This window comes from Lysobacter auxotrophicus (genome assembly GCF_027924565.1).
In the GTDB taxonomy this organism is placed as follows: Bacteria; Pseudomonadota; Gammaproteobacteria; order Xanthomonadales; family Xanthomonadaceae; genus Lysobacter_J; species Lysobacter_J auxotrophicus.
The window spans coordinates 3,014,576-3,041,260 of record NZ_AP027041.1; the positions used below are offsets into that span (position 1 = coordinate 3,014,576).

The 26,685-nt window shown below is 65.3% G+C and carries 22 protein-coding genes and 1 tRNA gene; 17 read left to right on the plus strand and 6 right to left on the minus strand.

What is annotated here, in order from left to right; genetic code table 11:
* Window positions 1–28: 28 nt before the first annotated feature.
* The 11 genes from LA521A_RS13585 (at window position 29) to wsfD (ending at window position 15,018) form a co-directional block, all read left to right on the plus strand.
* Window positions 29–1,813 carry an acyl-CoA dehydrogenase C-terminal domain-containing protein gene (locus LA521A_RS13585; RefSeq protein WP_281779409.1) on the plus strand — a complete coding sequence of 595 codons (1,785 nt, stop codon included), beginning with the start codon at window positions 29–31 and terminating at the stop codon, window positions 1,811–1,813.
* A gap of 83 nt (window positions 1,814–1,896) precedes the next feature.
* On the plus strand, window positions 1,897–2,559 hold the full coding sequence (locus LA521A_RS13590) for an HNH endonuclease (RefSeq protein ID WP_425494522.1): 663 nt from the start codon (window positions 1,897–1,899) through the stop codon (window positions 2,557–2,559).
* A 159-nt stretch (window positions 2,560–2,718) separates the two neighbouring features.
* On the plus strand, window positions 2,719–3,861 hold the full coding sequence (locus LA521A_RS13595; protein WP_281779411.1) for a hypothetical protein: 1,143 nt from the start codon (window positions 2,719–2,721) through the stop codon (window positions 3,859–3,861).
* A 124-nt stretch (window positions 3,862–3,985) separates the two neighbouring features.
* Window positions 3,986–5,893 carry a 1-deoxy-D-xylulose-5-phosphate synthase gene (gene dxs, locus LA521A_RS13600; RefSeq protein ID WP_281782101.1) on the plus strand — a complete coding sequence of 636 codons (1,908 nt, stop codon included), beginning with the start codon at window positions 3,986–3,988 and terminating at the stop codon, window positions 5,891–5,893.
* A 274-nt stretch (window positions 5,894–6,167) separates the two neighbouring features.
* Complete coding sequence (gene rfbG / locus LA521A_RS13605) at window positions 6,168–7,247, plus strand: CDP-glucose 4,6-dehydratase (RefSeq protein ID WP_281779412.1); 1,080 nt, start codon at window positions 6,168–6,170, stop codon at window positions 7,245–7,247.
* The gene (locus LA521A_RS13610) at window positions 7,244–8,101 is read left to right on the plus strand and encodes an NAD-dependent epimerase/dehydratase family protein (RefSeq protein WP_281779413.1); all 858 of its coding nucleotides are present in this window, start codon (window positions 7,244–7,246) and stop codon (window positions 8,099–8,101) included. Before rfbG ends, LA521A_RS13610 begins: the two co-directional genes overlap by 4 nt.
* Window positions 8,088–9,053, plus strand: coding sequence for a glycosyltransferase family 2 protein (locus tag LA521A_RS13615; protein ID WP_281779414.1), 966 nt, complete (start codon window positions 8,088–8,090; stop codon window positions 9,051–9,053). The genes LA521A_RS13610 and LA521A_RS13615 overlap by 14 nt, the downstream gene beginning before the upstream one ends.
* Before the next feature lie 10 nt (window positions 9,054–9,063).
* Window positions 9,064–9,843, plus strand: a complete 780-nt coding sequence (rfbF, locus tag LA521A_RS13620) for a glucose-1-phosphate cytidylyltransferase (protein ID WP_281779415.1) — start codon at window positions 9,064–9,066, stop codon at window positions 9,841–9,843.
* Window positions 9,840–10,877, plus strand: a complete 1,038-nt coding sequence (locus LA521A_RS13625) for a lysylphosphatidylglycerol synthase transmembrane domain-containing protein (protein ID WP_281779416.1) — start codon at window positions 9,840–9,842, stop codon at window positions 10,875–10,877. Before rfbF ends, LA521A_RS13625 begins: the two co-directional genes overlap by 4 nt.
* Complete coding sequence (locus LA521A_RS13630; protein WP_281779417.1) at window positions 10,864–12,177, plus strand: NAD(P)/FAD-dependent oxidoreductase; 1,314 nt, start codon at window positions 10,864–10,866, stop codon at window positions 12,175–12,177. The genes LA521A_RS13625 and LA521A_RS13630 overlap by 14 nt, the downstream gene beginning before the upstream one ends.
* A gap of 39 nt (window positions 12,178–12,216) precedes the next feature.
* Window positions 12,217–15,018, plus strand: coding sequence for a glycan biosynthesis hexose transferase WsfD (gene wsfD / locus LA521A_RS13635; protein WP_281779418.1), 2,802 nt, complete (start codon window positions 12,217–12,219; stop codon window positions 15,016–15,018).
* 12 nt (window positions 15,019–15,030) lie between these two features.
* Here the strand turns inward: wsfD and LA521A_RS13640 are convergent, their stop codons facing one another.
* Window positions 15,031–16,038, minus strand: a complete 1,008-nt coding sequence (locus LA521A_RS13640) for a TraB/GumN family protein (RefSeq protein WP_425494523.1) — start codon at window positions 16,036–16,038, stop codon at window positions 15,031–15,033.
* Window positions 16,039–16,260: 222 nt separating this feature from the next.
* Between LA521A_RS13640 and LA521A_RS13645 the strand changes: the two genes are divergently transcribed.
* The 4 genes from LA521A_RS13645 (at window position 16,261) to LA521A_RS13660 (ending at window position 19,782) form a co-directional block, all read left to right on the plus strand.
* Window positions 16,261–18,288, plus strand: coding sequence for a PAS domain-containing sensor histidine kinase (locus LA521A_RS13645; RefSeq protein ID WP_281779420.1), 2,028 nt, complete (start codon window positions 16,261–16,263; stop codon window positions 18,286–18,288).
* 164 nt (window positions 18,289–18,452) lie between these two features.
* A complete protein-coding gene (locus LA521A_RS13650) occupies window positions 18,453–18,638 on the plus strand; it encodes a hypothetical protein (RefSeq protein WP_281779421.1) in 186 nt (61 codons plus the stop codon).
* Window positions 18,639–18,758: 120 nt separating this feature from the next.
* Window positions 18,759–19,313: a DUF1801 domain-containing protein gene (locus tag LA521A_RS13655; RefSeq protein ID WP_281779422.1), complete on the plus strand. Its 555-nt coding sequence runs from the start codon at window positions 18,759–18,761 to the stop codon at window positions 19,311–19,313.
* 31 nt (window positions 19,314–19,344) lie between these two features.
* Entirely contained in the window at window positions 19,345–19,782 is a 438-nt protein-coding gene (locus LA521A_RS13660; RefSeq protein WP_281779423.1) for a DUF1801 domain-containing protein, read from the plus strand.
* 84 nt (window positions 19,783–19,866) lie between these two features.
* Here the strand turns inward: LA521A_RS13660 and LA521A_RS13665 are convergent, their stop codons facing one another.
* Complete coding sequence (locus LA521A_RS13665; protein ID WP_281779424.1) at window positions 19,867–21,072, minus strand: right-handed parallel beta-helix repeat-containing protein; 1,206 nt, start codon at window positions 21,070–21,072, stop codon at window positions 19,867–19,869.
* A 589-nt stretch (window positions 21,073–21,661) separates the two neighbouring features.
* On the opposite strand from LA521A_RS13665, the gene LA521A_RS13670 reads away from it, so the two are divergent.
* Entirely contained in the window at window positions 21,662–22,777 is a 1,116-nt protein-coding gene (locus LA521A_RS13670; protein WP_281779425.1) for a PAS domain-containing sensor histidine kinase, read from the plus strand.
* A gap of 272 nt (window positions 22,778–23,049) precedes the next feature.
* Window positions 23,050–23,229: a DUF3606 domain-containing protein gene (locus tag LA521A_RS13675; protein WP_281779426.1), complete on the plus strand. Its 180-nt coding sequence runs from the start codon at window positions 23,050–23,052 to the stop codon at window positions 23,227–23,229.
* Between the two features lie 109 nt (window positions 23,230–23,338).
* Here the strand turns inward: LA521A_RS13675 and LA521A_RS13680 are convergent.
* The 4 genes from LA521A_RS13680 to pheT form a co-directional block, all read right to left on the minus strand.
* Window positions 23,339–23,415: transfer RNA gene (locus LA521A_RS13680), tRNA-Pro, on the minus strand.
* 123 nt (window positions 23,416–23,538) lie between these two features.
* Window positions 23,539–23,895 carry a MerR family transcriptional regulator gene (locus tag LA521A_RS13685; RefSeq protein ID WP_115842430.1) on the minus strand — a complete coding sequence of 119 codons (357 nt, stop codon included), beginning with the start codon at window positions 23,893–23,895 and terminating at the stop codon, window positions 23,539–23,541.
* On the minus strand, window positions 23,888–24,190 hold the full coding sequence (gene ihfA, locus LA521A_RS13690) for an integration host factor subunit alpha (protein WP_115842431.1): 303 nt from the start codon (window positions 24,188–24,190) through the stop codon (window positions 23,888–23,890). The genes LA521A_RS13685 and ihfA overlap by 8 nt, the downstream gene beginning before the upstream one ends.
* Before the next feature lie 18 nt (window positions 24,191–24,208).
* Window positions 24,209–26,596, minus strand: a complete 2,388-nt coding sequence (gene pheT / locus LA521A_RS13695; protein ID WP_281779427.1) for a phenylalanine--tRNA ligase subunit beta — start codon at window positions 26,594–26,596, stop codon at window positions 24,209–24,211.
* Between the last annotated feature and the right edge of the window lie 89 nt (window positions 26,597–26,685).

Sequence of the window (26,685 nt, forward strand, 5' to 3'; positions counted from 1 at the left end):
ACGACGCGCGTCCCGCACGGAATCCTTCATGAGCAGTTACAAAGCCCCTCTCGCCGACATGCGTTTCGCGCTGTTCGACGTCCTTGGCGCCGAAGCGCAGTTCCAGCGCCTGGGTTTCACCGATGCCACGCGCGACGTGCTCGACGCCGTGCTCGAGGAAGCCGGCCGCTTCACCGAAACGGTGCTGGCGCCGCTCAATCCCGTCGGCGATCGCGAAGGCTGCAAGCTCGACCTCGCTACCGGCGCGGTCAGCACGCCTGGCGGATTCAAGCAGGCGTATGCGCAGTTCGTCGACGGCGGTTGGGCCGGATTGACCTCGCCGGTGGAATTCGGCGGGCAGGGCCTGCCGCAGCTGGTGGGCGTTCCGCTCAAGGAAATGATCGACGCGGCGAACCTCGCGTGGGGCAACTTCCCGCTGCTCTCGCACGGCGCCATCGAAGCCTTGCTGCACCACGGCGAAAGCTGGCAGCAGGAAGCCTTCCTGAAGCCGCTGGTCGAAGGCCGCTGGACCGGCACGATGTGCCTGACCGAGCCGCATTGCGGCAGCGACCTCGGCCTGCTCAAGACACGCGCCGAACCCAACGCCGACGGCAGCTATTCGATCACCGGCACGAAGATCTTCATCACCGCCGGCGAGCACGATTTCACCGACAACATCGTGCACCTGGTGCTGGCGCGACTTCCCGATGCGCCTGCCGGCAGCAAGGGCATTTCGCTGTTCGTCGTGCCGCGCGAGCGCGTGGCCCAGGACGGTTCGACCGGCGAGCGCAACGCGGTGCGTTGCGGCAGCCTGGAACACAAGATGGGCATCCACGGTTCGGCCACGTGCGTGATGAACTTCGACGGCGCGCAGGGTTACCTGGTCGGCGCGCCGCACAAGGGGCTCATGGGGATGTTCACCATGATGAACTCCGCGCGCCTCGGCGTCGGCCTGCAGGGCCTCGGGCTGTCGGAACGTGCGCTGCAGAACGCACTGCGTTACTCGCGCGAGCGCCTGCAGATGCGCGCGCTGTCCGGCGCGAAGTTCCCGGACAAGCCGGCCGATCCGATCATCGTGCACCCCGACGTGCGCCGCATGCTGCTGACGTGCAAGGCGTTGATCGAAGGCGGCCGCCTGATGGGCTACGACGCCGCGATGCAGGGCGACATCGCCGCCAGTTCCAACGATGCGGCCGAGCGCGAACTCGCAGACGCGCAGGCCGGCTTCCTCACGCCGATCGTCAAGGCGTGCCTCACCGAGTGGGGCGTGGAGTGCACGTACAACGCGCTGCAGTGCTTCGGCGGCCACGGCTACATCGCCGAGCACGGCATGGAGCAGCTCGCGCGCGATGCACGCATCACCACGCTGTACGAAGGCACGACCGGCATCCAGGCGCTGGACCTGCTGGGTCGCAAGATCATCGCGATGAGGGGCGCGGGGCTGAAGGCGTTCCTCACGCGCGTGCAGGCGTTCTGCGAGGAGAACGCGGACAACGCGTCGCTCGCCGAATTCGTCGGCCCGCTGCGCGAGACCGCAACGCGCTGGCAGCAGCTGACGATGGGAATCGGCCAGCGCGCGGCCGCAAACGCCGACGAGATCGGCGCGGCTTCGTTCGACTACCTGATGTATTCCGGCTATGCGGTGCTCGCCTACTGGTGGGCACGCAGCGTGGCGGCGGCCGATGCCTCGTCGCACCCGCAGGCGTTCAAGGATGACAAGCGCGCGACGGCCCGCTTCTATTTCGCGCGCATCCTGCCGCGCACGCTCACGCATTCGGCGGCGATCGAAAGCGGTGTGGCCGGCCTCCCGGAACTGGCCGTCGAGGCGGTTTGAGCCCATTGCGACCTGCGCGATAACAAACCGCGCAGGTCGCAAGTACACAAAACGTAAACAATGGCGTATAAGCTGGTGTCCCGATGGAGACCGATAGAGCGAAGCTACGCCTGGTCCGAACCGGAACCGACATGGATCCGGCGTCGCCTCCCTTCGTGCCTCGCGGCGCGATCGACCGACTGAATTCGGTCCGCCTGCTCTCACTGGACGCGCATGGTCGCGTCCTCGACTGGATGAGCTGGCAGGACGCCACCTGCCTTTACGTGCGCGGTGCGGTCGCCTGGACGCTCGGCGATCCCTGCCTGCAGGTGCACGGCGGCATCAGCCGCTACACCGGCGAGCAGAGCGTGATCGAACTGCACCCGATCGTCGCCGCACGCAGCCATGCGCGCGCGCACGCGCTCGATCCCACGCCGGCGCTGACCAATGCGGCGCTGTTCGCCCGCGACGGTTACCTGTGCATGTATTGCGGGCACGATTTCAGCCGCCCCCACCTCACGCGCGACCATGTCGTGCCGGTGTCCAAGGGCGGCCGCGACCTCTGGGAGAACGTGGTCGCAGCCTGCTTCCACTGCAATTCGCGCAAGGGCAACCGCACGCCGCAACAGGCGGGCATGCCGCTGCTGGCCGTGCCGTACCGGCCCAGCTGGGTCGAGCACCTGATCCTGTCGAACCGCAACATCCTCGCCGACCAGATGGCCTTCCTTCGCAGCCACCTGCCGAAGAACGCGCGCATGCAAGCGTAAGGCCCGTGTGCGTGATGCGGTTGGCGATTTGACCCGGTCCCGCTTCCGGCGACGGGCCAGCTGACATAAAACGTTCAGATGCGACGCATTGCGCGCGTTGACGACCGTCAGGGCGTCCGCAACACTCGCCATCCATTGCAAATTCACGACGGATTCACGATGCGCCTTACCCTCGGCCTGACCGGCATGGACCCGACGACGGAGTCCGCCCTTCAGGCGGCGATCCAGGCTGCCAACAGCCGCATGGGCAATGCGTGGAGCCTCGTGCCCGACGCCGACGCCGACTACGTCATCGTCGACATGGACAGCATGTATGGCCCGATGAGCTGGCTGCGCCTGCATGCCGCCGGCAAGAGCGTGGTCGCGCTGACCGCCGCGCAGCGCACGCAGGCGGATTTCCGCCTGGGCCAGCCGTTCGATGCGAACAGCGTGGGCAACCTGCTGCGCGAGATCGCCACGCAGGCCGGCGTCGCCGTCGAAGCGCCGGCCGCTCCGGAGCCCAAGCCGGCACCTGCCCCGGTGGCCGCTGCACCGGTCGCGCCTGCGCCGGTCTCCGCGCCGGCGCCTGTCGTCGAACCGAAGGTCGAGCCGGCGCCTGTACCCGTTCCGCCGCCGGCTGCCACCGCACCGGCGCCCGTGGTCGAGACGCCCGCGGTCGAGAAGCCCGTCGCGCAAACGACCGCCCCCGCGGCACCCGCCGCTGCCGAACCGGCACCGGTCGCCCCGCGTTCGTCCTCGATCGTCGAAGGCTCGCTGCTCGACTGGATCGTCAACGATCGCCTCAAGGGTCGCGCGCGCCTGCGCAGCGCGACCGACGGCCTGCTGATCGATCTGGACCAGCGCGTGTACCACGGCCCGGCGGCACTCAAGCCGCTGGCCGCGCATTTCGAAGGCAAGCTCGATTCCGGCGAATTCGTGCCGGTCGATGCCGCCACCTGGGCGAGCGAAAGCGCGCGCCTCGGTGCCGCGATGCCGCTCTCGCGCCTGGTGTGGTTCGGCAACCTGCTCGCCGGCAAGGGTGCGCTGGCCGCCGAACATGACCCGTCGCGCCGCTATCTGATGGTCAAGTGGCCGCAGACCGAGCGCGAATACCCCAAGCACTTCCGCATCGCCACGGTGATGATGAAGGGCCCGGCGCTGCTGCCGGAAATCGCCGAGGCCAGCGGCGTGACGCAGGCCGAAGTGGCCGACTTCATCAACGCCAACCTCGCCACCGGTTTCGCCGAACCCGAGCGCGAACCCGAGCCGGTCGATCCGGGCAAGAGCGGCAGCGGCCTGTTTGGCCGCCTGCGCGGCCGCTGATCCCGCATCACGGCGTCGTTCGCGGCGCCGACTGAACAGGGCGTCGTGAAGCGGACGGGTTCGATCCTTGCCCGCTCCGGACGACGGCGGGACAATGGCGAACTTGCCGTCTGACACCGTCGTGATGATCGATCCGCACCGTTATCCGCGCCTGTCCCGAATCCAGGTCCCCGCCGACCTGCGCCAGTTCCCCGAAGAGGAACTGCCCGCGATCGCGGACGAGCTGCGCGCCTACCTGATCGAACAGGTCGCCCTCGTCGGCGGCCACTTCGGTGCGGGCCTGGGCGTGATCGAACTCACCGTCGCGCTGCACTGGCTCTACGAGACGCCGGTGGACCGCCTGGTGTGGGACGTCGGCCACCAGACCTACCCGCACAAGATCCTCACCGGCCGCCGCGACGACATCCATACCGTCAAGCAGGCCGGCGGCGTCGCGCCGTTCCCCAAGCGCGAGGAAAGCGAATACGACACCTTCGGCGTGGGGCATTCGTCCACCTCGATTTCCGCCGCGCTGGGCATGGCGATCGCGCTGCAGCAGCAGGGCGACGACCGCAAGGTCGTGGCGGTGATCGGCGACGGCGCGATGACCGCCGGCATGGCGTTCGAAGCGCTGAACCACGGCGGCGGCATGGATCCGGAGCCGAACCTGCTGGTGATCCTCAACGACAACCAGATGTCGATTTCCGAGAACGTCGGCGGCCTCACGCAGATGCTCGGGCGCCTCACCGGCAGCCGCACGCTCAACGCGATCCGCGAAGGCGGAAAGCGCCTGCTCGGCGACAAGAACAAGCCGGCGGCGAAGTTCGTCAAGCGCTGGGAAGAACACTGGAAGGGCATGTTCGTGCCGTCCACGCTGTTCGAGGAAATGGGCTTCCACTACACCGGCCCGATCGACGGCCACGACCTGCCCGCCCTGCTCTCGGCGCTGAAGACGCTCAAGGGGCTCAAGGGTCCGCAGCTGCTGCACATCATCACGACCAAGGGCAAGGGCTACGAGCTCGCCGAGGGCGACCAGATCGGCTATCACGCGGTCGGTCCGTTCGATCCCGAGAAGGGCCTGATCAGCAAGCCGGGCGCGAAGAAGCCGACCTACACCGACGTCTTCGGCGACTGGCTGTGCGACATGGCTGCCGCCGAACCGCGCCTGCAGGGCATCACGCCGGCGATGCGCGAAGGGTCGGGGCTGGTGCGTTTCAGCCGCGAATTCCCGCAGCGTTACTTCGACGTCGCCATCGCCGAGCAGCACGCCGTGACGCTCGCCGCCGGCATGGCCTGCGAAGGGGCGAAGCCGGTCGTCGCGATCTATTCGACTTTCCTGCAGCGCGGCTACGACCAGCTCGTGCACGACGTCGCCATCCAGAACCTCGACGTGCTGTTCGCGATCGATCGCGGCGGCGTGGTCGGGCCCGACGGTGCGACGCACGGCGGCAACCTCGACCTGAGCTACCTGCGCTGCGTGCCGAACATGGTCGTGATGGCGCCGTGTGATGAGAACGAATGCCGGCAGATGCTCAGCACCGGCTACCGCTACGAAGGTCCGGCGGCGGTGCGTTATCCGCGCGGCACGGGCCCGGGCGTCCCGGTGCAGCCGACGCTCGACACGCTGCCGATCGGCAAGGCCGACGTGCGTCGCAACGGTTCCGCGCTGGCGTTGCTCGCGTTCGGCGCCGTGACCGCGGCGGCCGAAGCGGTGGGCGCGGAGCTGGGCCTCACCGTCGTCAACATGCGTTTCGTGAAGCCGCTGGATCGTGCGCTGATCCTCGAGCTTGCACGTACGCATGCGGGCTTCGTGACGATCGAGGACAACGTCGTCGCCGGCGGTGCGGGCTCGGGCGTCGCCGAGCTGCTCAACGCAGAAGGCATCACGCTGCCGACGCTCCACCTGGGCCTGCCGGATGCATTCCAGCACCACGCCAGCCGCGAGCAGCTGCTGTCGGAAGCCGGGCTCGACGTCGCCGGCATCCGCGCCGCGGTGCTGAAGCGCTGGCCGGAACTGGGGCGACCGAATGTGGCGGTGAGCGCGGCGGGTTGAGCGAGCATTTGCCGCACTTTGCAAGTGCTGCCATCGCCCCTGGGGTCTATATGCGTCTGCCTGCGCCAGGGGGCGTGGTTGGTGGTCTCTCGCATCCCCACGGCCCTGAAGCTGCCTATAACGCGCCCGGGAACTGAGAATTTTCCGCTAGAATTGCGTGCCGAGCCCCGTCGTCCAACGGGGCCCGCTAGCTATCAGTGTGTCGTGCGGACCGACATGGGAAAGGCCGCAGCGCAGCTTCTCACTCCAGCTTTTCAGGGCACGCCTCAGCATCATGACGCCAAACGCCAGCTTCGAGGCGGTCCTCGCCAACCGCAAGATCCTCGTCACGGGCCACACCGGGTTCACCGGTGGGTGGGCCTGCATGTGGCTGAACACCATCGGCGCGAAGCTCGCGGGATTCTCTTTGCCGCCCGAGACCGCCCCTGCACTTTTTGATGCGCTCGGTCTCGGCAGCAAGATCGCAACGACCTTCGGGGACATCTGCGACGAAGATGCCTTTCAACGGGCGGTCGACGACTTCCAACCCGAGCTGATCCTGCATCTGGCTGCACAACCGTTGGTCAGGCGCTCTTATCGCGAACCGGTGCGCACATTCGCGGTCAACGCCCAAGGCACGGCAAACGTGCTGGAAGCCGCCAGGAAGGTAAAGAGCGTCAAGGGCGTTCTATGCATCACGACGGACAAGGTCTACAAGAACAACGAATGGGCTTGGCCCTATCGCGAGAACGACCCGCTGGGCGGCAAGGATCCGTATAGCGCCTCCAAGGCAGCCGCGGAGATGGTGATCCAGAGTTACGCGGCCTCCTATCCCTGGACAAAGGGCGAAGGTCCCGCCATCGCGGTAGCGCGCGGTGGCAACATCGTCGGTGGTGGCGACTGGTCGGAAGATCGCCTTATCCCCGATTTCGCGCGGGCTGTCACCCAGAAGGAGAGTCTCGTCTTGCGTTATCCCGACGCGACTCGTCCCTGGCAACACGTGCTGGCTCTGGTGCACGGGTACTTGGTCCTGCTCGCCGGTTTGGTGGGAGACGAGCCTGCGCGATTCGCGAAGGCTTGGAACCTAGGGCCCCAGGATTTCAGGCACTACTCGGTACGCGACGTCCTCGAACTGATGTCGCAATTCTGGGAACGCCCTGACCTGCGTTATATGGACAATCCGCTCCCGGAAGCGCGGGCGCTGGCGCTCGATAGCACGATGGCTCGCAACGAACTCGGATGGGCTCCGGTGTGGGGCACCGAGAAGATGATCGAGGAGACCGCCAAGTGGTATCGCGATTTCTACCGAGGCCCCGCAGCGGCGCATGACATCACCCTCGCCCAGATTCAGGCCTGGCGACAGGGCATCGAATGATCGTCGTCGTTGGGGGGCGCGGGCGCCTGGGCCAGGCGATCGCACGCGCGCATGCACATGAGGACGTGCACGTTCTGGACCGTTCCGTCTACGAGCCCTGGTCCGCGCCGGGTTCGGAAGAACTCGTGCGGCGTCATTTCGCCAGCGGAGTCGCGCCCAAAATCGTTTACGTGGCGTCCGGACTGCTGGATCCAAGACTTCCGCGCATGCAGCTCGATGCAGTGAACCGCTGGCTGCCTCGCAACATCATAGATGCCGGCACGTACCTGGGCTTTCACACCGTGACCTTCGGAACGGTGATGGAACGGCTGATACCCGATGCGAACGCATACGTGGCCAGCAAGGCCGCGTTTGCTGCAGACCTCAAGGATCGCGATTCCGGCGCAGCCGCCGTCACGCACCTGCGCATCCATACACTCTTCGGTGGGGGCGCGCCCAATGCCTTCATGTTCCTTGGCCAGATGCTGAGCGCGCTGCGCAGCCAGACGCGGTTCGCGATGACCTCAGGCCGTCAGTTGCGCGAGTACCACCACATCGACGATGAAGTGGCTGCGGTTCGGCGCATCGTCGACGCCGGCGTCACAGGATCCCTTGACCTAAGCCACGGCGCGCCGGTGAGTCTGCGCGACATCGCCGAGCATGTGTTCGCCAGTTGCGGCAAATCGCATCTGCTGGCGGTAGGCGCCTTGCCGGAGCCGGCCGAGGAGAATTACGGGCACGTTTTCCAGCGGCCCGCTGCCCTCGACGGCGCCGGCTTCAGGCCGACGCTGCCGGCGATCGCCAGCTACCTGCAAGATGAACTTGCACGCCAGGACGGAACCGAAAGGGCTGGAACTACGAATGGACAACTCTGAAAAACCGCTGGTCTCGATTTCCATTCCCGTCCTCAACGAATCGGGCAATATCGCGCGTCTCTACGAGCGCCTGTCTGCCCTCGCTGATCGCATGAGCGACCGCTGTCGCCTCGAATTCGTGTTCAGCGACAACCACTCCGACGACGACACCTGGGCGCAGCTGAGCTCGCTGGCCGACCGCGACGAACGCGTCAGGGCAATCCGCTTTTCGCGCAATTACGGATTCCAGCGCTCCATCCTCGCCAATTACATGCACACGCGCGGCGACGCGGTCATGCAGATCGACGCGGACCTCCAGGACCCTCCGGAACTGCTCGAGGCGTTCTTCGAACGTTGGCGGCAAGGGTTCCACGTTGTCTACGGCATCCGAAGGAAGCGTCCGGAGTCCTGGCTTCTGAACGCCTTCCGCAGGTTCGGCTACTGGGCCATCGACAAGGTCAGCGAACATCCCATTCCACGGGACGTTGGCGACTTCCGGCTCATCGATCGCCGGGTGGTGAACGCGCTGCTCAAGATCCGCACGCCCAATCCGTATCTTCGCGGGATGATCGCAGGCCTGGGCTTCGGGCAGACCGGGATCGCCTACGACCGCGATGCACGCGTAGCGGGCGAGAGCAAGTTCGATGTGTCACGACTGATCCGACTCGGGCTCACGGCGGTGTTCAACCACTCCACCGTTCCGTTGCGCGCGGCGTCCTTCGTGGGCGGAGTGATGCTCGCGATCAGCGCACTGGGTGCGCTGTATTACGCCGTGTTGCGCGTGCTCCACCCCGAACTGCCCCAAGGCATGGCGAGCATCCACATTCTTGTGCTGTTCGGCATTGGCCTCAACGCGTTCCTCTTGGGGCTGATCGGCGAGTATCTGCTTCGCATCTACCTTGTCCTGCGCGCAGAGCCGCTGGCGATCGTGGAGCAGACGCTGAATTTTGACAGTTCGGAACTAAAACTCTAGGAAGAGAACAATGAAGGCAGTCATCCTGGCCGGCGGCCTCGGCACCCGCATCGCCGAAGAATCCGACACCAAGCCCAAGCCGATGGTCGAAATCGGGGGCAAGCCCCTGCTGTGGCACATCATGAAGGCCTACGCCCGTCACGGCATCAAGGACTTCGTCATCTGCCTTGGTTACAAGGGCTACGTGATCAAGGAATTCTTCTTCAACTATTACCGACACATGTCGGACATGTCGATCGACCTGAAAACCGGCGAGCACCGCATTCTCAGCAACAACGCCGAGGACTGGCGGATCACGCTGGTCGACACCGGCCCGGAGACGATGACTGGCGGACGGCTGAAACGCGTTGCCCCTTTCCTTGGAGACGAAACGTTCTGCCTGACCTATGGCGACGGCCTGTCGGATATCGACATCGGAGCGGAGCTGGAGTTCCATCGCCGTCATGGTCGTCTCGCGACCGTCGCCGCGGTGCAGCCGCCTGGCCGCTTCGGCGTCCTCAACATCGACGACACGAACGCAGTGACGAGCTTCGAAGAGAAGCCGAGCGACGAAATCGGCTGGATCAACGGCGGGTTCTTTGTCCTCGAACCGCGAGCCATCGACTACATCGAAGGCGACAGCACGTCTTGGGAGCGCGCGCCGCTCGCGAACCTCGCTCGAGACGGTCAGCTCGCCGCATTCCACCATCAGGGTTTCTGGCAGCCTTGCGACACACTGCGCGACAAGCGCGAACTCGAGGCGCTGTGGGCGGCGGGCGACGCACCGTGGTGCACCTGGGCCCGCGAATGAACGATGCAACAAAGGACGGGCGGATAAGCTGGGGCCGACATCTTGTCGGCCTTGTGGCGACGCTCGGATGCCTGTACCTGCTTTCCCGCCAGGTGAAATTGCAGGACGTGCTGGACGCGGTTCGACACTTCCACTGGCCCTATCTGGTCCTGGGGATTTCGTCACTGGCAGCCGGGTACGTGTTGCGAATCTGGCGTTGGCGCATGCTGCTGCGCGCTGCCGGCGCACGTGCGTCGTTCCGTGAGTGCACGGCGCCGTTCCTGGGCTCCATCGCGCTCAACAATGTGCTGCCGCTTCGACTCGGCGACGTTCTTCGTGCCCTGGTGTTTCCTACCGCGATGGGTCTTACCCGTACGCTTGCGACAAGCAGCCTCGTGATGGAACGCCTGGTGGACCTCATGACACTGCTGGCCAGCCTGACCATCGGATTGTTCGCCATCCGGACGGTCGTGGTGCCGGAAGGGCTTCAGCAAACTGCCGTCAGTCTCGCCATCGTGGGCGGTTTGGCTCTCGTGCTTGGCCTTGGGTTGAGCGCGCGCCTCGGTACGCTTTTCAACTCCATGGCCAACCGTCGCGCGCACCCGACGGACAAACTGTCGCGCCTCTATCGCACTGTCGGTGAGCTGTTGCATGGATTCGCCGCAATGGCGCGCCCGGGCATCCTCGCGCAGCTCGTCCTGATATCGATGGCCATCTGGGCGTTCGAGTCGGGCCTGTTCTACTTCATCCTCGTCGGCCTTTCGATCCCAGCGACGCCCACGGTGGCGCTCCTGGTGATGTCGATCGCCACGTTGGCGACGCTGGCACCATCCTCACCGGGGTACGTCGGCCCGTTCCACCTTGCGGCATTCGCCGCCGTTTCGCTGGTGGGCGGGTCTGCCGCGCAGGCCGGGAGTTATGCGGTCATCGTACACCTGGCCCTCTGGTTGCCCTCCACGATCGCAGGCGCGATCGCCCTCTCGTTGCGTCCGGAGCTGTTCCGCTCGGCCCGGCAGAAAGAACTCACTGCGAAGAACCAACATGAACAAGTATGACGTCGTCATTGTGGGAGCCGGTTTTACCGGACTGACCGCCGCCTACGTGCTCGCCAAGCAGGGCAAGCGCGTGCATGTGATCGAGGCAGACCACACGCCCGGCGGACTGGCCGGCGTATTCGAGTTCGACGACGGCGTGAAGGTCGAGAAGTTCTATCACCACTGGTTCAACAATGACGTTTTCGTACCTGAGCTGGTGAAGGAGCTCGGGCTGGAAGGCGACGTCATTCTGCTGCCTACCCGGACCGGCATGTACTACAACGGCCGCATCTGGAAACTCTCGACGCCGCTCGACCTCCTTCGCTTCAAAGCGCTGTCGCTCATCGATCGCATCCGCCTGGGCCTGCTCGTGTTCCAGGTGCGCCGGATCAAGGACTGGAAGACGATCGAGCACCTGAGCATCCGCGAGTGGCTCGAGCCGCTCTGCGGGAAGTCCGTCTACAAGATCGTCTGGGAGCCGCTGATCGATGCGAAGTTCTCGGTGTTCGCTGAAACGGTGAACGCGGTCTGGATGTGGAAGAAGCTCGTCCTGCGTGGCGGTACGCGCAACGACAAGGGCGGCGAGGAACTTGCGTACTTCAAGGGTGGCTTCGGTCGTCTGGCCGAGGCGCTCGTCGATGCAATACGTGCGCTGGGGAGCGAGGTCAGCTTCGGCGTGCGCGCGCAGGGCATCGAATCGGACGGCGCCCGGGTGACTGCGTTGAGGACAGATCACGGCGAGGTATACGGCGATCGTTTCCTGCTCACGCCGGCGTTCCCGCAGATCGCCGACATCTTGGAGGAGCGGGCCGATCCGACTGCGATCGCCCAGCTTCGCCGCGTGCGCTACCTGGGAAACATGTGCTTGGTACTGCGCCTGCGCCAGAGCCTGTCGGAAACCTACTGGTTGAACGTGAATGACCCCGGCTTCCCGTTCGTTGGCGTCATCGAACACACCAACTTCGACACCCCCGAACACTACAAGGGAACGCACATCGCGTACCTCTCGCGCTATCTCGCCGTGGAAGATCCGGTCTGGAAGTTCACTGACGAGCAGTACTTCGAATTCGCGCTTGAGCATCTGGAACGCATGTTCCCGAAGCTGGAGCGCTCGTGGGTGGTGGACTACAAGGTCTGGCGCTCCGAGTACGCCCAGCCGGTGACGGAACGCAACTATTCGCAGTACGTGCCTGGTAGCCAGACGCAGTTCGAAAACCTGCAGATTTCCACGATGGCGCAGATCTATCCGGAGGATCGCGGGACCAACTACGCCATCCGGGAAGGTCGCCGTATCGCCAAAGTGCTGTCAGCGGAAGGATGATCGGAAAGGACAGTGGGCGGACACCTTCCCAAGCGACCGATGTCTTACGCCATTCTCCACTTGCACTCGTGGAGAACCTGGCTGCTTCTAGGTGCGCTCATCGCGATTCTTCTGGTTAACCGCGAATTTGCCGTCGCCGACAACGGCGACTACACGCGATACAACCAACCTTACGTTACCCACCCGACCGATCTCGAAACAAACTGGCCAGAGGCGGGTACGGCCGACCATGCCTACCGGTTCTTCAACCAGCCCCTGTTTTACTGGCATGCAGCGAAGGAGCAGGGCGCCTCCTGGTTCACGTCGGCCACCATTTTTTGGTGGGTCGGCAATCAGCTCAATCGGCTTCTATATAGCACCGAAGTCGTCAACCTCCGCTACATCGGCCTGCCATTCTTCCTTCTGCAAGCCGTAGTGCTGCTCATCGCGGCACGGAAGATCCGTACCGGGCTTGTTGGTGCGATCGCCACAATCGCCACGACCCTCGTCTTTACTGATGGTCGGCTGTCCGCCTATTACAACTCCTTTTTTGCCGAGGGCGTACCGATACTGGCTTTGCTGGTGACGTTCGCGTTCCTTACGTCTCGGGCGCTGGGTGAACAAGAGCAGTCGCGACGCTGGGGTACCTGGCTGGGATGGTGCTCCGTAGTGCTTTTATGCCTGGCCGTGCTGGCAAAAAGGCAATATCTCTACTTCTGTGTGCCGGCGACATTGGCGGCGTACTTCCTCCTGATCGGCCCGTCCGCCAGGCCTCTCAGGCAGCGCTTGCTCGCGTTTGGGGCAATCGCGCTAACGGTGACCAGCCTTCTTGGTCTGGCGAGTTTCGCGCTCCGTGCAGGCGATGCGAGCGAGGGGAACGCAGCACGCATTACCAGCTATAACGCCTTGTATTACGGTTTGCTTCCGCACTCCACAAATCCGGCGGACCTGATTGCCAAACTCGGCCTGCCCCCGACGTCGGTCGAACACGTAGGCAAGCCGGTTTGGCGTCCTGAGGCATTACAGTTCGTCGAAAACGAAGCAAGCGTCAACGTACGGACTTTCCTGCGCGCAATTGCTCTGGAGCCGGCAGCTTTTGCGAAGTCCGCTTTCACCAACGCCCGTGAAATCGGAAATCTGGACGTCCCGCTTGGAAACGTGCATGGTCAGTCGCTGGGCGCGCCGCCAGTACTGGTCACGCTGCCGAGCCGGCTTTCCACGTGGCTATCTGGTCGCCTGTTCTTTGTCGTCGCCCTCGGTTTAGGGATCGTACTGGCGCTATGGCGCACTGCCCTCCCTTATCAGCAGAGGCTGGCTCACCAACTGCTCGCCTTGATGCTGTTGGCCGTGCTCTGCGCGGACCTTCTGGTTTCGACTTTCGACGGCCAACAGGAGGCGCGCAAGCATCTGCTACTCGGGAGCATCGCGGCAATGCTCCTTTACGTACAGGCTCTTTGGACCCTGGTAGCGGCGGCCCAGAATCGCCAGGCGGGCAGGCTGGAACGGCGACGCCCCTGGGCATGGGGCAAGATGTACGGACCTTCCACGCTTGAAAACTCGGAGCGCCTGACCCGATTGTTATGGGCTGTAGCCGTTGCTGGTGCCCTGGCCCGCATCGCGACCGTCGCTTTCGTTCCCTTAGAACCGATATCGGACTTCAAGCGATATTTCGATGTTGCCGCCGGGTTCGCACAGAACGGGGCGCTCGCCTATCACCAGTGGCCTTTCGTATCCCAGGGGCCCACCTACCCACTGTTCCTGGGTGCTGTCTTCAAGCTGTTCGGTACCGGGGTATGGCAGGGAAAAATCGCTAATCTAATACTTTCTCTAGCGACGCTGGGGTTGTTCACTCGTTACTGCGCCCAATCCAACTGGAGGCCCGTCACGCGGCTTACTCTGGTTACGGCTTTTGCCCTCCATCCAGGATTAGTGACCTATTCCGTCGTTTTGGGGACCGAGACCATTGCAGTCTTCCTTGTCGTTTGTGCATTCGCGCTAATCCGCATTCCTTCGCGTGCACATTGGCTGGCTGCTGGGGTGGTGCTCGGCGTTTTCGTCCTGGCCCGGCCCCAATTTCTTCCCGCCGTTGCGCTTTTCATCACCATTGCCTTCCTGCGCTCGCCAGACCGGCGACTTCTCGTGTCGAGCTGCGCTATTGCGCTCGCACTGACGATGACTCCATGGCTGTTGCGGAACCACGCCTTGTTCGATCGATGGATTCCGGTCAGCGCCAGCTCTGGATATATCCTGCTTGCAAACAACAATTCCGCTAACGACCAAGGCGGATGGATGCCCCTGTCTTCAGTGGAGATATCACCGGAGACCCGACAGGAGTTCACCCGTGCGAATCGAGCCTGGCTTTTCGAGGAAGGCGACGAGAATGCGAAAGTCCTGAAGTGGACACCAGACGATGACGCCCTTGCTCGATCGGAAGCGATAAGGTGGATCGTTGAACATCCCGTCGCCTTCACGCGGCTGGGAGTCCAGCGTCTCCGTAACGTGTTCCTTCGATCCAGTACGACAATGCTTTACTGGCCCCTGGGTGAAGTCGGAGTGCCACGATGGTTGGCACGGGCCACCAACATAATCACCACCTTGAGCTATGCAACAGCGATCCTCGCGATCGTCTTCGGTTGGCGCGGCTTTTGGGCGCGGCAGAATGACTGGTTCGTCCTTGCTGCCGGACTCGTCGTCGCGGGCTTGGGAGCAATATTCGTGTTTGAAGGCCAAGGTCGTTACGCGCTGCCGATGTTGCCTGCTGCACTAATTCTTTGCGCGGTGACATTGGATTGGGCCAGCAATAAGCTCAGAACGTCGCGCACACGTGAGGCGTCATCAACGCCCGCTGCGAGCGAAAGCTAGATCGACGAATGACTACGGCTCTTCGACCACATACCCCTTCGCCTTCAACCTCGCGACGAAGCCATCCGGCCGCGTGAGTTCGCGCATCGGCAGCACGGCGAACGTCGTCATGTTCTTCGACAGCGCCGCCTCGGCCGCGCCGAGCCATCGCGCGGCGACCTGCCCTTCGATGTCGCGAGTGCGCTTGCGCAGCACGTCCGACTCGGCGGCCGCGCGCAGGCAGGCTTCGTTCTGGTCGGTGTAAGGCAGCGCTTTCAGCGATTCGAGATCGCCGACCGCCCAGGCATTGGCGCGTTCGCGCATCGTGCCGAGGTCCGACTCCAGCCGGTCCAGCGTCTTGGCGAAGCAGTCGAGGTCCTGCAGGCGCGCGCTGCGGAACTCCTTCAGCGCGACCTTCGGGTCCTGGATCATCACCGTCACCATGGTTTGCGTGCGCGGCACCTTGTGGCGCTTGGCGAGCTTCTCCACCACCGGCCACACGACGCCACCCTGCTTCAGCCCGACGTCCTGAATCGCCTCCTGGTACAGCTCCATCGCGGCGAGGATCGGCCGGTAGCTTTCCACGCCACGATCGCTGCCGATGTACTTGCGCTTGAGCACCGCCCAGCGCGCGTACATATCAGGCGGCACGACCTCCTGCAGCGTCTGGCCATCGGGATTCTTGCGCGCACTGAACGCCTTGGGCGCGAGCGCGAGCGTGCCGAAGAAGCCAAGGTCCGTGTCGATGCGAACGGCCGGCGGTTCGATCAGTTCCTGCGATTGCGCGATGGCCTGCTCGACCTCGCGCGATTCCCACTCCATGCGTCGCGGCAGCGGCGACACGGTGCCAAGGATCCACAGCGTGTGTTCGCCCTTGCGCACCTTCCACAGTCCCGGGCCGGGCTGGATGCCGCTGACCACCATCGTTTCGAGATCGCGGATCGGCGGAAGCGGCACCTCGGGCGCGGGCTGCGCCGATGCGGTCCCGATCGCGAAAGCGGCGAGCACTCCGGAAAACCACCTGACGTTTCGACTACGCATCTGCATTCCCTTGTCGGATGGAGCGGCTGCGCGACTTGCTGAACGACGCAGGAGACGCTCCGTTCGGACCGCCCGATCGGCCGCGAGTTCCGTTCAGCCTGGCAGCCACGCACCCGCACGACGCAGTGCCTGCGCCGGGATCCACCGCGCCATCGTAGCCGCGCCGCCGCCGTGCACACGAGTAGTGGATACTTGGCGCGCTGCACCCAGGGAGCCCGACGCGTGTCCATCCAGTTCGACCGCCTTTTCCAGCACTCGCCGAACGCGTACATGGTGCTGGACCGGCAGATGCGCTTCGTCGAGGTGAACCAGGCCTACGAACTGCTCACCGGCCTGCCGCGTGCGCGGCTGCTCGGTCGCGCGCTGTTCGAGGTGTTCCCCGGTGCGACCAACGACGACGGCAGCCCGCAGGCCGATGTGCTTCGCACGTCGCTCGAACGCGCCTTTTCTACCGGCGAGCGCGACGTGCTCGCGCTGATTCCCTACACGATAGAATCCGAAACGCCCAACGGCCCCGTCCTCGACGTCCGCTACTGGAGCGCCACCCACACGCCGCTGCGCAACGACGACGGCGACGTGATTGCGGTGATGCAGCACACCACCGACGTCACCGAAGTCCATCGCCTTCGCGAGGAAGTGCGCCGCGCGCGCGAAGCCACCGGCGTCACCGCCGAGCAGGCGTCCGAAGGCGTGCTGTCGCGTGCGGCCGCGGTGCAGCGCGACAACGTGCGGCTGTCGGCGCGCCAGGCGTTCCTCACCGACCTGTTCGAACAGGCGCCCGGCTTCATGGCCGTGCTGCGCGGGCCGGACAACGTGTTCGACCTGGCGAACGAAGCGTACGAACGCCTGATCGGCCGTCGCGATTTCATCGGCGTGCCGCTGCGCGAAGTGCTCCCCGAACTCACCGACCAGGGCTTCTTCGAGCTGCTCGCCCAGGTGCGCGAAACCGGCAATCCGTTCGTGGGTCGCGGCATGCCGGTGACGTTGCGGCAGGACGACGCGGAAGACCGCACGATCTTCGTCGACTTCATCTACCAGCCGATCCGCGATTCGCACGGCCACGTCGAAGGCATCTTCGTGCAGGGCGCGGACGTCACCGGGCGCGAGGCCGCGTTGTCGGCACTGCGCGAGAGCGAGGGACGTTTCCGCACCATCGCCAACCTCGTGCCGCAGATGGTGTGGTCGGCGCGCTCCAACGGCGAGCTCGATTACTGCAACCAGCGCTGGTACGACTTCACCGGACTGCCCGATGGCGCCACGCGCGGGCACGACTGGGAGGAATCGCTGCACCCGGACGATCGCGACCGCGCGCGGGCGCTGTGGCGACGCAGCCTTGCGACGGGAGAGCCGTACGACATCGAATACCGCCTGCGTTTCCACACCGGCGAGTACCGCTGGGTGCTCGGCCGCGCGCTGCCGATGCGCGATGCGACGGGCCTGATCGTCCGCTGGATGGGCACGTGCACCGACATCCAGGACCAGAAGCGCGTGCAGGAAATGCTGGAGCGCAGCCAGGAAGCATTGCGCACCGCCGATCGCCAGAAGGACCATTTCCTCGCGATGCTCGCGCATGAGTTGCGCAACCCGCTCGCGCCCATCGCCACCGCGGCGCAGTTGCTGAAGATGGCCCCGGACAGCGTGCAGAACGTGCTGCAGGCAAGCGAGATCATCGACCGCCAGGCCATCCACATGGGCAACCTCGTCGAGGACCTGATGGACGTCTCGCGCGTGACGCGCGGCCTGACGGCACTGAAGCGCCGGCGCGTGCGGTTGTCGGACATCGTCGATGCAGCGGTGGAACAGACGATGCCGCTCATGACGCGGCGCGGCCATCGCTTCACGCTGGCCGATCGCAGCGTCGGCGTGGAGCTGTGGGCCGACCCTTCGCGCCTCACGCAGATCCTGTCGAACCTGCTGAACAACGCAGCCAAGTACACGCCGCCCAACGGGACGGTCGCGCTGGAGATCGAAGCGGTCGGCCCCGACGTACTGCTGCGCGTGCGCGACAACGGGATCGGCATCGAGGCGGACATGCTGTCGCGCGTGTTCGAGCTGTTCGCGCAGGGCGCATCGACGCCGGAGCGTCACGAAGGCGGCCTGGGCATCGGCCTGGCCCTCGCCCGCAGCCTCACGCGTCTGCATGGCGGCACCCTCACCGCCTACAGCGCCGGCCCCGGCGAAGGGTCGACGTTCGAACTGCGCCTGCCGCGCGACATGCCGCCGGTGCTCGACGAGGACCTGCCGGAATAAGGCAGACGTCCGCCGCAAGCATGCGCAGACATGCCGGCGCGTGCGTCGCGCAGGCCATCCTGTATGAGGCTCCGGCGTGATCGCCGCGCGGAGGCCGAGGACTTCACTGCCTCCTCACCATCCATCACGGAGATTCCGCACCTCAACCGATTGAGGGGCAGGAGATGGAGAAGTCGGCAGAACGACATGCGTTTTGGCAGGAGCACGTGGCCGTCGGCTTCGACGTCGTCAGTCGCGAGGGCATCCTGCAGGGCTACGCCTGCAACGCGCCGTTCGTGATTGGAGCCTTCGCCGACGAGCCGGCTCGGGAAAGCGCCTTCGCTGGGAGAGAGGCGCTGGCGCTTTCCTGAGCGGCGTTTCCTCCTCGCCTGCGCAGCGGCGCTCGCAGGCGATGCTATCCTCCGGCGCGACCCCCGCAGACCGGGACGACGGCTCGCCCATCGTCCCGACGTTCGACAGGACGCGATCGGATGCCCGGTACCACGACTCCCAGGAAGACGGCGCGCACCGCGACCCGTTCGGCCGCCGCGAAGCAGCCTGGCAAGGCCACGCCCCGCCCCGCCGCGAAAACACCGGCGAAGAAGACCGCGGCCCGCAAGGCGGCGGGCGCGAAGCCCGATGCGCCCCGGCTGCTTTCCGGCGGTAATCCGCAGATTCCCAAAGGCCATGGCGATGCGCCCGTGCAGGCGTACATCGCGGCGATGCCCGGCTGGAAGCGCGACGTGTGGCGTCGCCTCGACGCGCTGATCGAAGACACGATTCCCAACGTGCGCAAAGCGGTCAAGTGGAACTCGCCGCTGTATGGCGCACATGGGGACGACGGCTGGTTCCTCGGCGTGCACTGCTTCACGCGCTACATCAAGGTGTCGTTCTTCCGCGGTGCGTCGCTCAAGCCGATGCCGCCGGGCGAATCGAAGATGGCGCACGTGCGCTATCTCGATATCCGTGAAGACGAGCCGGTCGACGAGGCGCAATTCGCGAAGTGGCTCAAACAGGCCAGCAAGCTGCCCGGCGAGAAGATGTAACGCCGTCCCTCATGCAACCAGGCGATCGACCATGAAGAAGTCCAACGGAAACGGCAGCACGGATGCGGGCAACGATGACGCCTCGCACCTCATCGACGAACGCATCGCGCAGCTGGGCGACTGGCGCGGCAAGACGCTCGCGCGCGTGCGCAAGCTGATCCACCAGGCCGATCCCGACGTCGTCGAGGAAGTGAAGTGGCGCGGCGTGCCGGTGTGGTCGCACGACGGCATCGTGTGCACCGGTGAGACCTACAAGAACCACGTGAAGATGACCTTTGCGAAAGGCGCATCCCTGGAGGACCCGGCGGGCCTGTTCAATTCAAGCCTGGACGGCAACACGCGACGCGCCATCGACCTGCACGAAGGCGACGAGATCGACGAGGCCGCGTTGAAGGCGTTGATCCGCGCGGCGGTCGCGCTGAACGCGTCGAAGAAGGCGAAGAAGAAGACGACCGCCGCGGCGAAGTGACGCGCGCATAAAAAATCCGCCGCGGTACGGGACCGCGGCGGATCAAGTTCGAGCCGGTTCTTTGCGCCGACGCGACGAGCTGGTTTACATCGCGTACTGGTTGGTCGTCACGCGGATGTTGGTCGCGGTGCTCGACTTCTGCACGTGCGGATCGTTGCCCTTCGGCATCGTGCCGGCGAGGATGCCGGTCATCGTGACCAGCGGCTTGTCGAGCGTGTTGACGCCGAAGATCTTCGTGTAGTTGTTGCGGAAGACGTTGCCGCTAGCCTGGTAGTTGTCGGTCGTCGAGCTGAACATCAGGCCGCACAGCGTGTTGCGCAGGAAGCGGTTCTGCGCGATGTAGCCGGAGGCCGCGCCGACCGTGAGCAGGCCGTAGCCGCCGTTGTATTCCATCGTGCACGACTTCACGGTGACGCCGGTGACGCGCTTGTACACCAGGATGCCGTTGCCCTTGTTGTTGCGGATCAGGCAGTTCTGGATGTGGACGGTGTCGGTCGTGCGCAGGTCGTTGACGTCGGGCTCGATGTCGATGCCGCACTGCGGCGCGATGCCGTTGGAGTTGCTGAACTCGCTGTCGTACACTTTCACGTTGCGCGAGCAGCCGATGGTCAGGCCCTGGCGGCGGTTGTTGGTCGACACGATGTTGGAAATCGCGACGTCGGTGCACGGCACCACGGCGCCGGACGCCTGCGCGGCGCCGCCGATGGAGATGCCGTCGCCCCAGCCGTTGGAGATGTGCATGTCGCGCACCGTCACGCGGTTGGAGCCGCGGATCATGATGCCGTGGCCCCACTCGCCCGTCGTGCCCAGGTGCGTGTCGCGATCGCCGACGATGCGACCGCCGGAAATCTCGACGTCGTTGACCTGCATCGCCATCAGCACGTACGCGCGCTCGGCGGCGTTCGGCTTGGCCTTCAGCACCGCGCTCGGATCCAGCTGCAGGTGCATGCTGCTGCGAAGGCGCACGTTCACCGTCGGATCGATGAGATAGGTGCCCGCGGGAACCTGCACGGTGCCGCCGGTAGAAGGAAGCGCATTGATCGCGGCTTGGAACGACGCGGTGTCGTCGCGGACGCCATCGCCCACCGCGCCGTAGTTCTTCACGCTCACCACGGCGGTACCCCGTGCGCGAGCCGGCGGCGTCCACGTGAGACCGGTGGTCGCGCCAGCGGCGAGGGCCTTGCCGATGCCAGTGATGCCGAGGATCGGCGGAACCGAGAGGATCAGGGTCTTCTGGATGAATTCGCGGCGCGGCATCGCCGTCGCGCTGAAAGCACGGTTATCGTTCACGTTCGTTTCCGGAGTAAGGGCAGCGTTTGCTGAACAGCGCGGAGACGAAGCGAAGGACATGCGTTTCACACCACCTTCGCTCAGTCATCACGTCACGATCATGTCCGTGACTGGCGTGAACCTTAGCTCACACAATCGTGATGATGCTGAACGAGTGCGGGGGACTTTGCGTATTTGTGGTTTGGCTCAAGAAATGCCGCGAAAATGACACCGCGCGCCGCGGCGTTCAATATCCTGACTGCGGTTTTCGCGGTGTGATGATCGCTTGCGCCGTGCACGCGTGACGCCCTCTGCGCGAGTGGCGCGCGAAGACAAGCGGGCTCAGCAGGCCGTTGGCGTTGGCTGAATGCGGGCGGCGTGGTGACACGGGCGCGCTCACCTTCACGCGGCCGTGTGAAGTGAAAACGCGCGGCAATGTGGGCTGGATTGCCGAATGAAGGCCGCGGGGTCTGCTCGATGCCCCGATCAAGGCTTCGCGCCAGGAACCGCTCGCCAACCCAAGCGGACGCGACGGGAACATCGTCCGCCGCTTCACGAATAGCAGCGCAACCGCGCGCCACACTGGCGTTCCTTCGCGCGGAGTACGTAAGTGTCCGAAACTCATCCGGCGACGGACCACATCGTGCAGGACATGCTCTGGACGTTCGCGAACGTCTCCAGCGAATACGCGGTACTGCTGCTGGACGCCGACGGCACGATCAACTGGGCCAACATCGGGGCGGAAACCATCCTCGGCGAAACGCGAAGCGGGCTGATGCAGGGGAACATCTCGCACTACTTCACCCGCGAGGACGTGCGCAAGGGCATTCCCGAGCACGAGATCGAAGAAGCGCGGCAACGCGGGCGATCGGGCAACGACCGCTGGATGGCGCGCGCCGACCGCTCGCGGTTCTGGGCATCGGGCCAGACCATCTGCCTGAGCGCGCATGCCGGCGACCGGAACTTCCTCAAGATCTTCCGCGACCTCACCGACGGGAAGATGCAGCTGGAAGCGGCCATGAAGCGTTGCCACGCCGTCACGCAGACCAACGAAGGCCTTACCGCCGCGATCGCGCTGCTCGCGCACGAGCTGCGCAATCCGCTGTCCGGCATCAGCCTCTCGGCGACGCTGCTTTCGGCGCAATCGCGCGACCCGTCCCTCAAGCCGCAGGTCGAGAGCATCGCGCGCAACGTCTCGATGGCCGCGCGCCTGATCGACGACCTGATGCAGCACAGCAAGGTCACCTCGAAAGGCTTCAGCCTGGACCGCACCGATTGCAGCCTTCGCGAGTTGCTGGAGTCGTCCACGCGCATCGCGCAGCGGCAGATGGAGCAGGAATCGCGCGAGATCCCGGTGCTGGTGCCCTCCGGCGACATCGAGATGCACATCGACTGCATGCGCATGCAGCAGGTGTTCGTGAACCTCATCGCGAACGCGATCCGCTACACGCCCGCGCCGCGCAAGATCTGGGTGACGGGAACCTTCATCGGCAACGACGTCGTCGTGCGCGTGTCGGACGAAGGCATCGGCATCGAAGCCGATCGCCTGGAGCGCATCTTCGAACTGTTCACGTTGCCGCACCTGCAGGGCTCGAAGCTCGGCCTCGGCCTCGGCCTGGCGCTGGTGAAGAAGATCGTGGAACTGCACTCGGGCAGCGTGCAGGCCCGGAGCGAAGGCGTCGACAAGGGCAGTCAGTTCATCGTGCGCTTCCCGGCGCGCGAATAGCCGCGACGCATCGCGCGCGGTGCGCTGCGATCAGTTCTCGTCGACGAGCTCGCGCAGCGCTTCGATGCGTGCGCGGACGCGTCGCTCCTCGACTTTCCCGGTGAATATCGGATCGGCATTCAAGGACGTGTCCTAAGCGCGGTTCTTGAGTATCGGCGTGCGAATGCGCGACGGGCGTGACGGCTCGACGCAGCCGGGCTCGACCGCGCAGGGTTGCCCCGGCGATCACACGCGGGTTCGTACAGTGGCGCTTCCCACCGAGGAGCCCGGTCATGACGGACAACACGAAGACGCGCACTGGCGCCGATCGCGCCCGGATCAACGTCAACCAGGAGCACGAGGTCCGCTACTGGACGCAGGCACTGGATGTCACGGAAGAGGAACTGCGCGCCGCGGTCGATGCCGTCGGCCCGGTCGCGGACAAGGTGCGGGAGTATTTTCAGCGGGGGTGAGGTGCGCGGTGATCGAGCGCTGACGCGCCGCGTTTTGCGGCCTCAATCACCTGATGAAGTGGGTGTTGACGGTGACGCGTGGACTCAGCGTCACCTACATGCGAATAGATGGTCGGGACGGCCGGATTCGAACCGACGACCCTCTGCCCCCCAGGCAGATGCGCTACCAGGCTGCGCTACGCCCCGACGTGTTGCATGTGCCGCCCTTGCGAGCGGGCGGCAAGTATAACGGTTGAAACCTCGCCGCGGCCACCGCGATCGCTTCCTTGCGGAGGCGTCGACTTCAGCGCCGCATCCGGAGATGCGGAATCAGCGCCTCAGCAGCTGCAGGACTTCTTCCAGCTCCATCCGCACCTGGCGGATGATCTGCGAACTCAGCGCGGATTCGTCCTTCGCCGTCTCGCCTTCCAGGCGCAGGCGCGCGCCGCCGATGGTGTAGCCCTGCTCGTACAGCAGGCCGCGGATCTGGCGCACCATCAGCACCTCGTGGCGCTGGTAGTAGCGGCGGTTGCCGCGGCGCTTGACCGGGTTGAGCATCGGGAACTCGGTCTCCCAGTAGCGCAGCACGTGCGGCTTGACGTCGCACAGCTCGCTGACTTCACCGATGGTGAAGTAGCGTTTGGCCGGGATCGGCGGGAGTTCGCGATTGCTGCCAGGGTCAAGCATGTTCCGCTCCGGAATAGGCTTCGACGCGTTCCTTCAGTTTCTGGCCGGGGCGGAAGGTCACCACGGTGCGGGCGGAGATCGGAATCTCCTCGCCGGTTTTGGGGTTACGGCCCGGACGCTGGTTCTTGCGGCGCAGGTCGAAGTTGCCGAACCCGGAAAGCTTCACCTGGCGACCGTGCTCCAGGGCCTCGCGCAACGCGTCGAAGAACGCGTCCACGAATTCCTTCGCCTCTCGCTTGTTCAGCCCGACTTCGTCGAACAGGCGTTCGGCCATCTCGGCCTTGGTCAATGCCATCGTCTGCTTTCCTCAACCTCAGCCGCGGATCGTTGCCCCGTACTCCCGCTGCAGCGCGTCGGTCACGCAAGCCACTGCGGAATCGACGTCACGGTCAGTCAGGGTGCGTGATTCATCCTGCAGAATCAAGCCCATAGCAAGACTTTTGAAACCGGGTTCAACGCCCTTGCCCTGGTAGCGGTCGAACAGCACCAGATCGCGCAGGAACGGGCCCGCGGCGGCCTTCACGGCCTGTCCGATGGCGGCCCATTCGACGTTCTCCGGGACGACGAACGCGAGATCCCGGCGGACGGACGGGTACTTCGACAAGGCCCTGGCGCGGGGCACGGCGCGGCTGAACATGGGCGCCAGGTCGAGTTCGAACGCGACCACATCCACGTCCAGTTCCAGCGCGCGTTGCAGGCGCGGATGCAGTTGCCCGATCCAGCCGAGCTTCACGCCGTCGCGGTACACGTCCGCCGAGCGACCCGGATGCGCCCACGCGGGCTGCGAGGCACGGTACTCGAGCGTGGCGCCGGCGACGGCGGCCAGGCTGTCGAGGTCGCCCTTGAGGTCGTGGAAGCCGATCGTGCGTGCCGCCACGCCCCACTGCTCCGCATGCACGTCGCCGCACGCGGCGGCGGCGATGCGGCCGGTTTCGATGGGCGCGTCGCCGGCGTTGGCGCGGAACACGTTGCCCAGCTCGAACAGGCGCACACGCGGCTGCTGGCGCGCGGCGTTGCGCGCAAGCGCGGCGACCAGGCCCGGCAGCAGCGCGGTGCGCATGACGCCCAGCTCGCCGCTGAGCGGATTGGCCAGCGGCACGTTGCCGTCGGTGAGGCTCCACTTCGACAGGAGGTCAGCGTCGACGAACGCGTAGTTCACCGCTTCCAGGAAGTCGCGCGAGGCCAGGTGACGACGCGCGGTCGACTCGTCCACGCGCGTCTCGCTCGGCGCGACCAGGCGCGCGGCGCCGGCGGGCAGCGTCGTCGGGATCGCGTCGTAGCCGTGTATGCGCGCGATTTCCTCGATCAGGTCTTCCTCGATCTCCAGATCGAAGCGACGGGTCGGCGGCACCACGCGCCAACCGTCGGTCAGGGCTTCAACCTGCAGACCGAGGGCGCGCAGGATGCGTTCGACTTCGCCATCGGCGACCGTAAGCCCGAGCACGCGAGCCAAGCGTGCACGGCGCAGCACGATCGGCTGCGGCTTGCGCAGGTGTTCGGCGAGCGTCACGTCGAGCGTCGGACCCGGCACGCCGCCGGCTATGTCGACGATCAGCTTCGTCGCGTATTCCACCGCGATGCGCGGCAGTTCCGGATCGACGCCGCGCTCGAACCGGTGGCCGGCGTCGGTATGCAGGCCGAGCTTGCGGCTGCGGCCGATGATGGCCGACGGAATCCAGTGCGCCGCTTCGAGGAACACGTTGCGCGTGGCGTCGGTCACGCGCGTATCGAAGCCGCCCATGATGCCGCCCAGCGCGACCGCACGCGCGCCGTGGCCGCCGCGGCTGTCGGAGACGACGAGGAAATCGTCGTCGAGTTCCACGGTGCGACCGTCGAGCAGCTTGAGCGCTTCACCGGCACGCGCCGGGCGCACGACGACATCGCCTTCCAGCGTGTCCTTGTCGAAGGCGTGCATCGGCTGGCCGAGTTCAAGCATCACGTACTGCGTGACGTCCACGAGGAAGCTGATCGGACGCACGCCGCTGCGGCGCAGGCGCTCGGCCATCCATGCCGGCGTGGACACGTTGGCGTCCACGTTGTCGATCACGCGGCCGGCGAAGCGCGGCACGCGCGGGCCGGCGTCGAGCTCGACGCGAATCGTCGCATCGCTCTGCGCGGGAACGTCGGCCGCGTCGAGCGGCTTCACTTCACCCCCGAGCGCGGCCGCCACGTCGTAGGCGATGCCGCGCACGCTGAAGCAGTCGGCGCGATTGGGCGTCAGCTTGATCTCGATACTGGCATCCGGCAGGCCGAGATACTGCGCCAACGGCGTGCCGACCGGCGCGTCGTCGGGCAGTTCGAGCAGGCCGGAAGCATCCGGATCCACGCCCAATTCCTTCGCCGAGCACAGCATGCCGAACGATTCCACGCCGCGCAGTTTCGCGGCCTTGATCGCGACACCACCCGGCAGGTTCGCGCCGACGGTGGCGAGCGGCGCGATCAGACCCGCGCGCGCATTGGGCGCGCCGCAGACGATCTGCACGGTGCCGTTGCCGGTGTCGACTTCGCACACCTGCAGGCGGTCGGCTTCCGGATGACGCGTCGCGCTTACGATGCGCGCGACGACGACGCCGTCCAGCGATTCGCCCAGCGGCGTGACCTCTTCGACTTCCAGGCCGATGGCGGTCAGCGTCGCGGCGAGCTGCTCGCGCGAGGCGTTGGTCGGGACGTGGTGGCGCAGCCAGTTTTCGGAGAATTTCATGGTGAAAGCCGGGAATCGGGAATGGTGAATCGGGACTTGGAATGCGGTGACGGGTTTCGCTTATACGATCCCCATTCCCCCATTCCCGG

Bases quoted from the DNA above. Each gene is read 5' to 3' on its own strand.
- LA521A_RS13585 (WP_281779409.1), top strand. From the start codon at position 29: ATGAGCAGTTACAAAGCCCCTCTCGCCGACATGCGTTTCGCGCTGTTC.
- LA521A_RS13590 (WP_425494522.1), top strand. From the start codon at position 1,897: ATGGAGACCGATAGAGCGAAGCTACGCCTGGTCCGAACCGGAACCGAC.
- LA521A_RS13595 (WP_281779411.1), top strand. From the start codon at position 2,719: ATGCGCCTTACCCTCGGCCTGACCGGCATGGACCCGACGACGGAGTCC.
- dxs (WP_281782101.1), top strand. From the start codon at position 3,986: ATGATCGATCCGCACCGTTATCCGCGCCTGTCCCGAATCCAGGTCCCC.
- rfbG (WP_281779412.1), top strand. From the start codon at position 6,168: ATGACGCCAAACGCCAGCTTCGAGGCGGTCCTCGCCAACCGCAAGATC.
- LA521A_RS13610 (WP_281779413.1), top strand. From the start codon at position 7,244: ATGATCGTCGTCGTTGGGGGGCGCGGGCGCCTGGGCCAGGCGATCGCA.
- LA521A_RS13615 (WP_281779414.1), top strand. From the start codon at position 8,088: ATGGACAACTCTGAAAAACCGCTGGTCTCGATTTCCATTCCCGTCCTC.
- rfbF (WP_281779415.1), top strand. From the start codon at position 9,064: ATGAAGGCAGTCATCCTGGCCGGCGGCCTCGGCACCCGCATCGCCGAA.
- LA521A_RS13625 (WP_281779416.1), top strand. From the start codon at position 9,840: ATGAACGATGCAACAAAGGACGGGCGGATAAGCTGGGGCCGACATCTT.
- LA521A_RS13630 (WP_281779417.1), top strand. From the start codon at position 10,864: ATGAACAAGTATGACGTCGTCATTGTGGGAGCCGGTTTTACCGGACTG.
- wsfD (WP_281779418.1), top strand. From the start codon at position 12,217: ATGTCTTACGCCATTCTCCACTTGCACTCGTGGAGAACCTGGCTGCTT.
- LA521A_RS13640 (WP_425494523.1), bottom strand. From the start codon at position 16,038: ATGCGTAGTCGAAACGTCAGGTGGTTTTCCGGAGTGCTCGCCGCTTTC.
- LA521A_RS13650 (WP_281779421.1), top strand. From the start codon at position 18,453: ATGGAGAAGTCGGCAGAACGACATGCGTTTTGGCAGGAGCACGTGGCC.
- LA521A_RS13655 (WP_281779422.1), top strand. From the start codon at position 18,759: ATGCCCGGTACCACGACTCCCAGGAAGACGGCGCGCACCGCGACCCGT.
- LA521A_RS13660 (WP_281779423.1), top strand. From the start codon at position 19,345: ATGAAGAAGTCCAACGGAAACGGCAGCACGGATGCGGGCAACGATGAC.
- LA521A_RS13675 (WP_281779426.1), top strand. From the start codon at position 23,050: ATGACGGACAACACGAAGACGCGCACTGGCGCCGATCGCGCCCGGATC.
- LA521A_RS13685 (WP_115842430.1), bottom strand. From the start codon at position 23,895: ATGCTTGACCCTGGCAGCAATCGCGAACTCCCGCCGATCCCGGCCAAA.
- ihfA (WP_115842431.1), bottom strand. From the start codon at position 24,190: ATGGCATTGACCAAGGCCGAGATGGCCGAACGCCTGTTCGACGAAGTC.
- pheT (WP_281779427.1), bottom strand. From the start codon at position 26,596: ATGAAATTCTCCGAAAACTGGCTGCGCCACCACGTCCCGACCAACGCC.